The following is a 14,232-nucleotide window of genomic DNA, read 5'->3' on the forward strand; positions in this document are numbered from 1 at the left end:
TCGTCACACGCCGCCGCTCCGACGTCACACGTTGCCGCTTGCTCACGCGTCTGTGTCCTCCGGGGAAGCGGGGTCCTCCTGGGACACCGGGGTCTTCCGGGGCGTGGGGTGGTGGGTGGGGTCTTCGCGGGACGTGGGGTCCTCCCGGGAGTACCACCGGTCGAGCTGGGGCAGCCGGCCCAGCTTGCCGCTGTGCCACGGCTCCGTCCCGGTGCTCTCCCAGGCCCGGAACGGGACGCCCAGTTCCTCGCACAGGTACTGGACGGCGAACCGGCCGGTGGACGCGGCGCGGATCAGGCCGCCCATCCCGATCCACTGTCCGGCCATGGAGAACCCGCTCAGTCCGGGCAGCCGCATGCGGTCCTTGCCGACGAGGGCGGCGGCGATGTCGTCGGCCTCGGAGAACGCCTTCCAGGCCAGGATCGAACCGTGGTGGTTGCCGGTGTAGCGGTGGGTCGTCGCGGGCGAGGCGACGTCCACCAGCTCGATCCGCTCGTCGGTGCCCGGCCACAGCCTGTCCAGGAAGCGCCGTACGAACAGGGCGACTTCGCGCTTGCGGGCCCGGTACTCCCCGCGGTCGGCGAGGCGCAGCCGCTTCCAGTAGGCGTAGTCGCTGAAGTAGGTGCAGTGGACGACCGACTTGCCGGGCGGCGCGAATCCGTCGGAGTAGCGGGAGCGCAACTGCACGACGAGGCTGTTCTGGAGCGCGCCGGGCAGCCCGCGCCCTTCCTCGGCGGGCAGCAGATACGTCGTGCTGTGGGCGTCGTGGGCGGGGAGTTCGCCCCGGATGCCGACGAAGGCGGAGACCACGGCGGGGAAGAGGGTTCCGGGGCGTTCCAGCAGGTCGTCGTAGAGCTTGTCGATGCGGGGGCCGGTGTACCGGCCGCCCAGGAGGCCGTGGACCGTGGTGTGTCCGTCGCAGGCCGAGACGACGTGGTCGGCGTAGAACCGCCGCCCGCCGCGCAGTTCGATCCCGACGGCCCGGTCGTTCTCGACCAGCACCTTCTCGGTGCGGGCGCGGTAGATGACCGTACCGCCGAGCGAGGTGTAGCGCTCCTCGACCGAGCGGGCGAGACCGAGTGAACCCCCTTGGGGGAAGCCCGCGTTGCCGTGGTGGGCGCAGGCCATGTTGTAGAGGTACGGGAGCAGCGGGAAGCCCTCCGGGTCCTGGAAGAAGATGTTGCGGAACGCGCGGCGCAGCAGCGGGTCCTCGAACCGGTCGGCGAAGGTGTGCATCGGGGTCGCGGCGGTGCGCCAGAAGAGGCGGAACGCGGGCAGTACGGTGCGGAGCGTCGCCGCCCTCTCCCGTACGGTCCGCAGCGCGGGCGCCGTCAGGAACGGATGGAGGTCGATGGCCGTGAACCGCCGCAGGTCCCGGCAGAAGGAGCGGATCAGCCGGGCGTCTGCGGGTGAGACGCGCAGGAGGTGTTCCTCCAGCCGGTCCGGGTCGTTGTAGAAGGTGACCGAGCGGCCGGTCTCGTCGACGACCTTGTTGAAGAGTTCGAAGTTGGTGATCGTCTTGCCGTCGAGGGCGCCGAGTTCACGCCAGACCTGGTTCGCGTCGTTGCCGGCCGCCGTGCCGATCAGCCATTCGATGCAGTAGTCGAAGAGGTAGCCGTCGCGTGACCAGGCGGTGCAGCAGCCGCCGGGGAGTACGTGTTTCTCGAAGATACGGGTGCGCATCCCGCTCATCTGGGCGTAGCAGCCGGTGGAGAGTCCGGCGACGCCCGCGCCGATGACGATGACACGGGGCGCGGCGCCGGGTGCCCGTTCGCGTGTGGACCAGTCGGGCTCCGCCGGGTCGGGGGCGGTCCGTCGTGTGGCCGGGGCCCGGCGGACGGGCCCGGTCCGCCCCTGGGGCGTCGTCGGTTCGGGAGGGGTCGTCAGTTCGGGAGGCGCCGTCCGCCCGTCCGGCGCGATCCGTTCGGAAGGCTCCGTCCGTTCATCCGGCATGGTCCGCCTCGCCCGTCAGGAGGGCGCGCACGAGTGCGGCGTTGCGGGGCAGGTGGGCGGGGTCGAGCATGTCGGCGTGGATGCCGGAGCCGCGCAGGACGCGTGTGGCGTCGGTGGAGCTGCCGTGCCAGGTGCCGGGGGCGTCGGCGGTGTGGAGGCCGGCGTTGTCCTCGTCGGTGACGACCCCCACCGCGGCGTCCACGGTCCCGGTGTTGGGGGTCCGGCCGCAGAACCGCAGGTATTCGGCGGCGTGTTCGAGTGCGGTGCGGGTGACGATCTCCGACCCGGTGTGCTTGTGGAGGTGGCGGCCCAGTTCGGCCTCGAAGGCGGTGACGCCGTCGTCGCCCGGTTCGTACGCCTCCATGACGCGCAGGGAGTCCAGCACGACCACATGGCTGACCAGGCGTCCGCGTGCCTCCAGTTCCTTGGCGACCTCGAAGGCGAGGTTGCCGCCGAGTGAGTAGCCGAGGAGCCGGCACGCGCCCCCGGGTGCGGCGGTCTCCACGAGGTCGGCGTACCGGGCGACCTTGTCGTCGCCCGGCAGGTAGTTGAAGGCGATGATCCGGTGGCGCGGGAGCTGGGCCGCGAGGCCGCGGTAGACGAGGCCGTGGCCGCCCGCCGGGGGGAAGCAGAAGACGGGGCCGCCCTGGCCGGGGTTGAACGTCAGTGCGGGCACGTCCTCGGCAGTCGCGCCGGTGACCAACTCCTCGACGGCGGCGGCCATTCCGTGCAGGGTGGTGACCCGGTAGAGCCTGCTGACGGGGACACTGACGCCGAACTCGGTCCGCAGGTGGTGGAGGAGTTCGATCAGTTTGATCGAGCTGCCGCCGGACTCGAAGAAGTCGTCGCCGAGCCCGGCCCGTTCGAGGCCGAGGAGTGCCTCCCAGTGCCGGGCCATGCCGGTCTCGTAGAGGGTGACCGGGGGTTCGTGGGCCTGTTGCCGGTCGTCGTGGTGCGGCACCGGCAGCGCGGCGACGTCGACCTTTCCGTGGGCGGTGAGGGGAAGTTCGGGCAGTTCGGCGAGGTGGGAGGGCACCATGTACGAGGGCAGGGCGCCGGCGAGCCGGCGGCGCAGGGCGCGCCGGTCGAGTGTCGCGCCGGGCTCGGCGACGCAGTAGGCGCAGAGGGTGGGTTCTCCGGCGGCGTCGGGGCGGACGGTGACGACCACCCGGGCCAGTCCGGGCCAGTCGGCGAGGTGGGACTCGATCTCGCCGATCTCGATGCGGTGGCCGCGCAGTTTGACCTGGTGGTCGCTGCGGCCGAGGAGATGGACCCGGCCGTGGGTGTCCCAGCGGGCCACGTCCCCGGTGCGGTAGAGGCGTACGGGCGGGGCGCCCGGTGTCCGGCTCAGGACGCGGGTCACGAAGCGCCGCGCGGTCTGCTCGGGGTCCCCCGCGTAGCCGAGGGCCAGGCCCCGGCCGCCGATCCACAGCTCGCCCGGTACGCCGGGCGGCACCGGTTCGCCGTGCGCGTCGAGGATGTGGAGGGTGCTGCCGGGCAGGGGGCGGCCGATGGGCACCATCAGGCCGGGTTCCAGGTCGTCGGCGGGGTCTTCGAAGAAGGCGCTGTCGATGGTCGCCTCGGTGACGCCGTAGGAGTTGATCACACGGGTCTCCGGGCCGCAGAGGCCGCGCAGCCGCCGGTACTCGGCGACCTTCCACGCGTCGGAGCCCACGATCACCAGGCGCATGAAGTCGAGCCGGTCGCCCTCGCGCGCGCAGTGGTCCATCAGTCCGCGTACGACGGCGGGGACGAACTCCGCGCAGTCGACGCGTTCCGCCCGCATCACCCGGTGCAGCCGCGCCATGTCGAAGACCAGGTCGCGGTCGGCCAGTACCAGGGTGCCGCCCGAGCACAGGGCCCGCACCAGGTCGCCGGTGAACACGTCGAACGAGGGCTCGGCCATCTGGAGGTGGACACGCGCGTCGGTCTCCAGCCGGTAGGCGCGCAGCCACGCGTCGTAGGCGGAGGCGAGGGAGCGGTGGCTGACCCGTACGGCCTTCGGGCGGCCGGTGGAGCCGGAGGTGTTGATGACATACGCGGCGGAGTCCGGGTCCGTCGTGACTTCCGGGGCCGGGCCCCGGCTCCCGGTCGCGGACTCGGCCCCGGTGCGGGTCCGGCTCCCGGTCTCGGTCCCGTTCTCGGTCGTGCGCAGGGTGTCCAGGGTCAGGACGGTGACCGGCAGCCCGTCGGCCCAGCGCACGCGGGCGTCGTCGACGATGACGAGGTCGGCCCCGGCGTCACCGAGGACCTGGCCGACCCGGTCGGCGGGCTGGTCGGGATGGACCGGGAGGTAGGCGCCGCCCGCCTTCAGGACGGCGAGCAGGGTGACGATCAGCTCCGGTGACTTGTCGAGGCAGAGGCCGACGACCGAGCCCTCCCTGACGCCCAGACGGCGCAGCCGGCGGGCCCGGACGTCGGCGCGCGAGTCGAGCTGTCCGTAGGTGAGCCGGGTGGCGGCGCCCCGGGGGGAGGGCGCGACGACGGCGAGGGCGTCGGGGCGCGCGGCGGCGGTGTCGGCGATCAAGTGGTGGACGGGGCGCACCGGTTCGGGGGCCGGTGGTGCGAGGTCCGGCGGGCGGGAGGCGCCGCTCCAGTCGGTGATCAGCCTCTCTCGCTCCTCTTCCGCGAGCATGGCCAGCCGCGGGGTGGGCAGTTCGGACGGCGCCCGGGTCATGCTGTCGAGCAGCTGGACGTAGTGCGCGGCCGTCCGGCGGACGGTCTCGGGCAGGAAGAGGTCGGTGTTGTACTTGAGGACGCAGTGGAAGCGGCCCTCGGTCTCCTCCTCGTAGACGGACAGGGTGAGGTCGAACTGGCCCTCTTCCTCTGGCAGTTCGATGTACTCCAGCCGGTAGCCGTACTGCTCGGTGGCCACCTTGTGGGTGAGCAGGATGAACATCGCCTGGAACACCGCCGAGCGGCTGGGGTCGTGCTGGAGCCCCAGCTCCTCCACCAGCAGGACGAACGGGTATTCCTGGTTGTCCAGTCCGTTCAGCACGGTCCTGCGGACCTGTTCCAGCAGGTCCGCGACGGACGGGCCGCCGGACAGGTCCGCGTGCAGCGGCAGCGGGTTGACGAAGTAGCCGTAGACGGAGGCGAATTCCTGCTGGGTGCGGCCGGTCACCGGGCTTCCGACGACGACATGGTCCTGCCCGGAGTAGCGGTGCAGCAGGACGTAGTAGGCGCCGAGCAGGACCATGAACGGCGTCACGCGGTGTTCGCGCGCCAACGCGTGCACCCGGGCGCTGAGTTCGGCGTCCAGGACGAAGAACTCGGAGGCGCCGTTGTGTGTCTGTACGGCGGGGCGGGGCGCGTCGACCGGCAGGTCGAGGAGGGGGACCTCGGCGGGCAGATGGGAGCGCCAGTAGTCGAGCATGCGCCCGGCCTCCGGGCCGGCGAGGAACTCGTTCTGCTGGTTGAGGAAGTCGAGGTAGCGGGCGCCCACCGGGGGGAGCGCGGGCTGTCGTCCCCGCTTCAGCGCCTCGTACACGGCGAGCAGTTCTTCGATGAAGGTGAAGGTGGAGATCGCGTCGGAGACGATGTGGTGGACGGCCTTCATGATGATCCACCGGTCCTCGGCCCGCCGGAACAGCCGGAACCGGATCAGCGCGTCCCGTTCGAGGTCGTAGGGCCTGCGGTACTCCGCGATGATCGTCCGCTCGATGTCGTCCCACTCCTGGCCGCGTACGTCGAACAGGGCGAGGTCGGGGTCGGCGCCGGACGTGGTGCGCTGCACGGGCCGGCCGTCCTCCAGGTGGAAGGTGGTGCGCAGCGCCGGATGGCGGGCGATCAGTCTGCGTACGGCCTCGAACATCAGGTCGGGGTCGAGGGCGGCCCTGACCTCCACGGCGCCGCCGATGTTGTACGCGTATCCGTCGGGGTTGAGCTGCTTGAGGAACCAGAGCGCCTTCTGGTTCTGGGTCAGGGGGTGGCTCCGTTCGTCGGTGAACACCTCCACGGCCGGGGCCGTGCCGTCGCCCGGGGTGTCGGAGGCGACCTGTTCGACCAGGCCGTCGTGGACCTGACCGGCGAGTTCGCCGACGGGGGTGCCGCTCAGCAGGGAGACGACGGGCAGCGCGACGCCGAGTGTGGCCTGGACCTTGGCGCGCAGTTCCATGGCGAGGAGCGAGTCGAGCCCGAGCGCGCCGAGCCCGGTCGACACGTCGATCTCCGCGGGCGCCGTACGCAGGACGGTCGCGGTGAGTTCGGTGAACCGGTCGGTCACCAGGCGCAGGCGGCGGGTCTCGTCGGCGTCGCGGAACACGTGGAGGAACGAGTCGAGGACGCCGGCGCCGCTGCCGGGGCCCTCCGTGGTCTGTTGCCGTGCGGCGGCGGCCAGTTCGGCGACGAGCGGGGGCGGGGTGTCGTACCAGGCGAGGAAGGTGGGCCAGTCGACGATCGTGGCGACGAGCAGCTGGGCGCGGTCCTGGCCCATGACGCGCTCCAGCACGCTCATTCCGGACTCCGGGGCGAGGGAGCTCATGCCCCGGCTGTGGAGGTAGTGGTCGACCAGGCCCAGTTCCTCGATCATTCCGGTCGCCCAGGGCCCCCAGTCCAGGCTCAGCGCGGGCAGGCCCTGGGCGCGGCGGCGGTGGGCCAGCGCGTCCAGGAAGGCGTTGCCCGCCGCGTAGTTGGTCTGTCCGGCGGTGGTGAGCAGGGAGGCGACGGAGGCGAAGAGGACGAAGTGGTCGAGCGGCTGGTCGCGCAGGTGCTTGTCCAGGAGGTACGCGCCCACGGTCTTGGGGTCGTGCACCGCGTCGAAGGTCGGCCGGTCCATGTCGGCGACCAGCGTGTCCCGGACCTGGCCCGCCAGATGGAACACGCCCCGGACGGGGGGCTCGCCGGCGCGGCGCCGGTGGTCGAGCCAGCCGGTCAGGGCCTTCTCGTCGGTGATGTCGACGCGGGCCAGGACCGGCTGGGCGCCGAGGGCCTCCAGTTCGGTGAGGAGGGCGACGGCCCGGCCCTGGGGGGTGGCGGGGTCGGTGGTCGCCCACCGGGCGCGTGCGGGGACCGGGGTGCGTCCCATCAGGACGATCCGGCGGGCGCCGTGGGTGGCGAGGGTCCGGCACAGGAGGCGGCCCAGTGCCCCGAAGGCGCCGGTCACCAGGTAGCAGCCGTCGGCGCGCAGCCGCAGCGGCAGGGGTCCGGTGAGTCCCGCGGCGGGGAGCAGCCGGCTGGTCGCGCGGCGCCCGCCGCGCAGGCCGATCTCCTCCTCGTCGTCGGTCAGGAACTCGCGCAGCAGGGCCTCGGCGTCGGCGCGGACGCCGGCCGTGTCCCGTTCCCCGGCGGGGTCGAGGTCGATCAACTTGCCCCGGTGGCCGGTGAGTTCCTGGTGGCGCAGGACTCGGGTGACGCCCCAGGCGGGGGCCGCCAGCGGTTCCACCGGCTCCCCGGGATCGACGGGCTGCGCGCCTCGGGTGACGACATGGAGTCCGCCGGTGCCGTGGCGGCCGAGGAGGACCCGGGCGAGGGCGACGAGGGAGTACGTCCCGGTGCCGGTGGCCCGTTCGAGGTCGTCGCGGGCGCAGGCGGCGAGGTCCGGGAGGTCGAGGTTCCACAGATGGACGACGGTGCCGTCGAAGACCGTACCGGCGGGGGTGTTGCCGTTGAGAGCGGTGCTGTCGCCGGGGGCGGTGGTGCCGGGGGCGCTGCCGTTGAGTGCCGCGCCCTTGAGAGCGGTGCCGTCGAGGGCGGTGCCGTGCCGGTCCAGGTCGGTGAAGACCCTTTCCAGGTGGTCGGCGGAGTCCGGTATGACGGTGAACTCCCCTCCCCGCCGCTCCCGTTGGTAGGCGGCGCCCACCCGGACCGTGCGGCAGCGGTCGCCCCGCGCGGTCACCAGTTCCGCGAAGGCGTCCCCCACGCCGGTGCCGTCCGCGAGGACCAGCCAGTCGCGGGGGCCGTCGGCACCGGGCGCGGGAGTGTCCTCGCCCGCCGCCGCGGGGCGGTCGATCCAGGCGGGTTCGGCGAGCCAGGAGTCGACGGTGCTCAGGGAGACGGACCCGGCGGCCTTCGAGACGTCGGCCGCGCGGAAGCCGCGCAGCAGGCCGAGGGCGGTGCCGTCCACGGCGTACAGGGCGAGATCGGCGACCAGTTCGTTCCCGTCGTCGCGGGAGACCGTGCCGTGCGCCCACAGGGGCCGGTCGCCGACCGGGGCGAGGTTCATCTCGTCCAGCGACAGCGGCATCCGGATACCGCCGTCCCGCGCGGGCGGGGCGGCGGACCCGTCGTCCGGTGCCGGGATCCCCGGGGTCAGCAGGGTCTGGAAGCAGGCGTCGAGGAGCACGGGGTGGATGTGGTGGCCGTCCGTGCCGGCTCCGATCGCCTCCGGGGGGCCGATCCGCGCCAGGACCTCGCCGTCGCCGATCCAGACCTCCTGGACGGCCTGGAACGCGGGCCCGTAGTGGTAGCCCAGGGCGGCCAGCCCGGCGTAGCACGCGGGAGCGTCGAGCCTGCGCGGGCAGCGGTCCTTGATCGCGGCGCTGTCCAGCGGGGGGCCGGTGAAGGGGCGTTGTACGGTCCGTACGACCCCGCTCGCGTGCACCGCCCGCTCGGCGTGGGCGCCCGTGACGGAGGCGATGGTGAAGTCCCCGTTCTCCAGGGACAGCGACAGGTTGACCGTCCGGGTCTCGTCCTCGGCCAGGAACAGCGCCTTGCGGAGGTCGATGCCGGCCAGCGCCGCCGTCGTACCGCCGGTGAGGACCCGTACGGCCTGGGCCGCCATCTCCAGATATCCGGCGGCGGGGAAGACCACGGTGTCCTGGATGCGGTGGTCGGCGAGGTAGGGCAGTCTCTCGGTGTCGAGTTTCGACTGCCAGGTCGGTTCGGTGTGGTCGGTTCTTCGGCCCAGCAACGGGTGGTCGGTCAGGCCGAGTCTGATCTGGGCGACGGCGCGCGGCTCCGTCCAGTGGCGGTCGCGCCGCCAGGGGTAGCGGGGCAGGGTGACGGGTGCTCCGGTGGGCTGGAGGACGTCCCAGGCGAGGTCGGCGCCGAGGGTGTGCAGGGTCGCCAGGGACAGGGCGAACCGCTCGGACTCGTCCTCGTCGCGGCGTACGGAGGGGAGCGTGACTGCGGTGTGTCCGGCGGCCTCCAGGCATTCGCGGATCGCGTGTCCCAGCACCGGGTGCGGGCCGATCTCCAGGTAGTGGCGGTGGCCGTCGGCGGCGAGCCGGTCGACGGCGGCCCGGAAGCGCACCCGGTCGCGGACGTTCCGCCACCAGTAGCCGGCGTCCAGTTCGGTTCCGTCGGCGACCGCTTCCCGGCCGGTGAGCTGGAGGGGCAGCAGGGCCGGGCGGGGCGCGAGGCCGGCGAGTGAGGTGAGCAGTTCGTCCTTGATCCGGTCCATGGCCGCGCTGTGGTACGGCACGTGTACGGCGAGGAACTTGGTGAAGACCTGCTCCGCCCGCAGTTCGTCGGCGAGCGCGGTCAGCGCCGCTTCGTCCCCGGCCAGGGTGAGGGAGGCGGGGCTGTTGACGGCGGCCACGGAGATCAGCTCCGCGTAGGGCCGTACCCGTCGCTCGGCCTCCTCCTCGGACAGTCCGACGGCGAGCATGGTGCCGGTGCCGGTCAGGGTGTGCTGGAGGCGGCTGCGGTGGACGGCGACGGCGACGGCGTCCTGGAGTGAGTAGACGCCCGCCTCGTGGAACGCGGCGATCTCGCCGGTGCTGTGCCCGACGATCGCGTCGGGGCGCACCCCGTACGAACGCCACAGGGCGGCCAGCCCGATCTGCACGGCGAAGTTCGCCGGCTGCGCCAGCCAGGTCTCCGCCATCCGGGAGTGGTCCTCGTCGGCGGCCATCTCGTCCAGCAGCGACCAGTCGGCGATCTTGCGGATCTCCCGGTCGCACGCGGTGATCACGTCGCGGAACACCGGCTCCTCGGCGAGCAGGCCCCGGCCCATCCCCCACCACTGGGGGCCCATCCCGGTGAAGACCCAGACGAGACGCCGCTCCGCCGGGTCCAGCCGGCGGCCCCGTACCACCCGGGGGTGCTGCTCGCCGCGGGCGCAGGCGGCCAGCGGCTCGTCGAGCAGGTGCCGTGCGTGGTCGCCCGTCCCGTACACGACCGCGAGCCGCGACTCCAGGTGCTGGCGGCGGTGCGCCAGGGTGTGGCCGAGGTCGGCGAGCGCGGGGGCCGGCCCGTTGTCGCCCGCCAGTTCGCGGCGGACACCCTCCGCGAGGTCGGGGAGCGCGTCGGGGTGACGGGCGGTCAGCGGGAGGATGCTCCAGCTCCGCGCCTGGGTGCGGGCGGTGCCGAAGGGCACCGGGTCCGGGGCGGGGCGCGGGCGTGCGGGGGCTTCCTCCAGGACGACATGGGCGTTGGTGCCGCCGAAGCCGAAGGAGTTGACGCCGGCGCGGGCGGGGCCCTCGTGCGCGGGCCAGTCGGTCACCCGGGTGGGGATCTCGTAGGGCGCGGCGGCGAGGTCGATGGCGGGGTTGATCCTTTCGAGGTTGATGTGGGGCGGGATACGGCGGTGTTCGAGAGCGAGGGCGGTCTTGATCAGCCCGGCGATCCCGGCGGCGGACTCGGTGTGCCCGATGTTGGCCTTCACCGACCCGACGTAGCAGGCGGCGCCGGGGGCGCGTCCGACGGCGAGCGCGCGGGCCAGCGCGTTGGCCTCGACCGGGTCGCCGACGGGTGTCGAGGTGCCGTGGGCCTCCATGTACTGGAGGTCGCCGGGCGTGATGCCCGCCTCGGCGCACACCTGTCGTACGAGGGAGACCTGGGCGTCGCCGCTGGGGACCGTGATGCCGTTGGTACGGCCGTCCTGGTTGACGCCGCTGCCGAGGATCACCGCGTGGATCGGGTCGCCGTCGGCCAGCGCGTCCTCCAGCCGTTTCAGCGCGACCAGACCCACGCCCTCGGCGCGGACATAGCCGTCGGCGGCGGCGTCGAAGGTACGGGAGTGCCCGCCGGGCGACAGGAATCCGCCCTTGGTCTCGGCGATGGTGTACTGCGGGGCCATGTGCAGCAGGACGCCGCCCGCGAGCGCGAGATCGCTCTCTCCCCGGCGCAGGCTCTGGCAGGCCAGATGGACGGCGACCAGGGAGGAGCTGCACGCGGTGTCGACGGAGAGGCTGGGGCCGCGGAAGTCGAAGCAGTGCGAGATCCGGTTCGACACCATCGTCATCATGGTGCCGGTCGCCGTGTGGGCGGCGAGTGTCTCGAAGCTCAGATCGGCGAACTGGAGGATCTTGTAGTCCAGGGTGAACGCGCCCACGTAGACAGCGGTGTTGCTGCCCGCGAGCGCGGCCGGCCGCTGGCCGCCGTCCTCCAGCGCCTCCCAGGCCACCTCCAGCAGTTTCCGCTGCTGCGGGTCCATGGAGTCGGCCTCGCGGGGGCTGATACCGAAGAAGGCCGGTTCGAACTCGGCCGGTCCGTCGATGTATCCGCCCCGGCCGCCCACCAGCCGGCCGGGCTTGTCCCGGTGGCGGCTGGCGAGGGTGCCGGTGTCGTAGCGGTCCGCCGGTGTGGGGGTGACGCAGTCCTTGCCGTCGAGCAGGTTCCGCCAGTAGGCCCGGTGGTCGGAGGCTCCGCCGGGCATACGGCAGCCGATACCGATGATCGCGACTCTGCCCGTCGAAGCGTCGTTGTTCGCACCAGCCAAGATCGCACACTCCTCAAGTGGTCGCGCGCTGCCGTGGGCAGCGCCGAAAGTCAGCGGTGCGGGGCCGTCGGAGGGCCCGGAGGCTCCCCGTGGCGGGGCACCGGGGTCTCCGCCTCCGGGCCCGGTTCAGGCGGTCCGGTTCCCGGGCCGCTTCGCGCGCCGTACGGGATGGACCAGGCTCGCGGCGATCTCGCCGGTCCCGGGGAACGAGGTGGGATCACTGAGTCCGACCGCGGCCGGCGCACGGCCCGGCCGCCAGGTGAAGCTTCCGAAGAGGTGGTCCCAGCAGGACAGGTCGGAGCCGTAGTGCCCCGCTTCCGACAGGTCCGTGCTGTGGTGCAGACGGTGCTGTTCCGGGCTGGCGAGCAGATGGTTGAGAGGCCCGATCCGCACATCGATGTTGGCGTGCACGAAGTAGCCCTGGGCGGCCGTGAACAGCCCGGCGGCGAGTACGGCCTCACGGGAGAACCCGGCCCAGGCCAGGACGAGTTGGACGACGCCCTGCGCGAGGACGATGTCGAGGACGTGGTTCACGCCGTTGTTGGCGACGTTGACCTTCGACGGGACGTGGTGCACCCCGTGCAGCCGCCACAACAGCGGTTGGGAGTGCCCCAGTCGGTGGACGAGATAGCCGGCGAGCGATCCGCTCAGCAGGGCGGCGGGGATCTCCGCGCCGAGCGGGAGCGCCGGGTCGGCCGGCGCGATCCTGCCGACGGCGGTCGTCACCAGGAGTTGTGCGAGCGCGCTGCCGGCCATGGTGAGCAGGAAGTAGACGCCGTACCAGCGCCACTCGGCCCTGCTGGGGTGCCAGTCGCGCTCGTACGGAATCAGCCTCTCCAGGACGGTGAGGTAGAGCAGCGTGCCCATCAGGAAGAGCGGACTGACCCGGCCGGGCTCCCAGCGGAGAACGAGGGCACCGGCCGCCACCAGGAAAGTGGCCAGCAGAAGCAGCGGATAAGCGGTGACACGGAGGAGCGTGCGGTGGAATTCGGCGTTCGATTTCCCGGTGGATTCGTACGCCGGATGAATACCGCGGTCGGCAGGGCGTTCGTCTTCGTGCATCGGCGACACCTCCGCGGAGATGTGGACACAGGAGAATGCGGAAGAATACGAGCAGGTGGAACGGGCCGGGCGGGTCTTCCCCGGGCCTGACGTGAGCTCGGTTGATTGTTTTCCTGTTTCGAGGAGTTCAACCCTCGCGTGCCGAACGAATCAATTGCCGTCCGGAGACCGGTGCCCGGAAAATCGACAGGTGTTTCCATCGGAGCAAAGGGGCTTTACCTCACGCTCATTGAAGCAGAGTCGCGGGAGGAGCGGAATAGCGGGTGAGCCCGATGTCGCCGATGTGAGTTACTAACTATTTTTATATTTCTAATTCGCGGTCGGTTTCTCACCCGTATGTCGGCGGCGATCCGCGGGGTGCGCGCACCCCGGACTCGCCACGGGACGCCTCGTCGCCGTCGGACGCTCGGGCCGCCGACGGGCGTCGGAGCGGTGAACACCCCACGCGCCGGCGCCCGGCGGGGCCACCGGCCGCACGCGGTCGGAGCCGGTGCCTTCCGGCACCGGCTCCGTGGGGTCGGACTCCGTCGAGGTCGAGGTGGCGCTCCCGTCGGGTGCGGGGCGGCGACCCGGGACCGTGGCGAGGGTCAGAACACCCGGATCGGGATCTCGGCCGGGTCGGTGAGGAGGTCGAGGATCTCGTCGTCCAGCCGGGCCAGGGTCACCGAGGCGCCCGCCATGTCGAGCGAGGTGCAGTACTCGCCCACGTAGCTGCGGCCGATCTCGATGCCGCGCCCGGCCAGTTGCTTGTGGGCCAGGCCGTACACCAGATACAGCTCACCGATCGGTGTGCCGCCGAGGCCGTTGACCATCAGGGCGACGCGGTCGCCGGAGGCGAACGGCAGGTCGTCCACGACCGCGCCGACCAGTTCGCGCACCATCGCGTCCGCCGACTGGAGCTTCTCGCGCTTGCGGCCCGGTTCGCCGTGGATGCCCACGCCCATCTCGACGGCGTCCTCGGGCAGGTCGAACAGCGGTGAGCCCTTCGCCGGGGGTGTGCAGGCGGTGAGGGCCATCCCCATGGTGCGGGTGACGGCGTTGACCTTCTCGCCGATCCGGTACACCTCGTCGAGGTCCGCGCCCCGCTCGGCCGCGGCGCCGCACGCCTTCATCACGAAGAAGTTGCCCGCCACACCGCGCCTGCCGACGGTGTACGTCGAGTCCTCCACGGCCACGTCGTCGTCGATGAACAGGGTGCGGACGGTGACGCCGTCGGCCTGCGACAGCTCCTCGGCCATCTCGAACGCCATCCGGTCGCCGGTGTAGTTGTTGACCAGCAGCAGCACCCCCTTCGGGGAGGCCACCAGCTTGACCGTCTCGTACACGAAGTCGGCGGGCGGCGCGGCGAACACGTCGCCGGGACAGGCGGCGTCGATCATCCCCTTGCCGACGTTCATCACGTGCGCCGGTTCATGTCCGGAGCCGGATCCCTGCACCAGGGCGACCTTGTTCTTCACCGGGGCGTCGGCGCGCATGATCAGGTTGTACTCGGGGACGTACTTCAGCGTGTCGGGGTTGGCCAGTGCCAGTCCCTCCAGCATCTCCGCGACGTAGTCCTTGGGGTCGTTGACGAACTTCTTCATGTCGCAACCTCTCCTCGTCCTGCCGGGTCC

At 72.0% G+C, this 14,232-nt stretch carries 3 protein-coding genes and 1 pseudogene; all 4 read right to left on the reverse strand.

Features of this window, described 5'->3' with window-relative positions; genetic code table 11:
* Window positions 1-141 precede the first annotated feature (141 nt).
* Window positions 142-1,953, reverse strand: a pseudogene (locus OG875_RS00805) (phytoene desaturase family protein); the annotation flags it as partial.
* Window positions 1,943-11,557, reverse strand: coding sequence for a non-ribosomal peptide synthetase/type I polyketide synthase (locus OG875_RS00810; protein WP_330172249.1), 9,615 nt, complete (start codon window positions 11,555-11,557; stop codon window positions 1,943-1,945). The pseudogene OG875_RS00805 and the gene OG875_RS00810, both read right to left, overlap by 11 nt.
* Before the next feature lie 126 nt (window positions 11,558-11,683).
* On the reverse strand, window positions 11,684-12,619 hold the full coding sequence (locus tag OG875_RS00815) for a sterol desaturase family protein (protein WP_330172250.1): 936 nt from the start codon (window positions 12,617-12,619) through the stop codon (window positions 11,684-11,686).
* 587 nt (window positions 12,620-13,206) lie between these two features.
* The gene (gene dhaK, locus OG875_RS00820; protein WP_330172251.1) at window positions 13,207-14,202 is read right to left on the reverse strand and encodes a dihydroxyacetone kinase subunit DhaK; all 996 of its coding nucleotides are present in this window, start codon (window positions 14,200-14,202) and stop codon (window positions 13,207-13,209) included.
* Between the last annotated feature and the right edge of the window lie 30 nt (window positions 14,203-14,232).

The sequence above is a fragment of the Streptomyces sp. NBC_01498 genome (assembly GCF_036327775.1).
Lineage (GTDB): Bacteria > Actinomycetota > Actinomycetes > Streptomycetales > Streptomycetaceae > Streptomyces.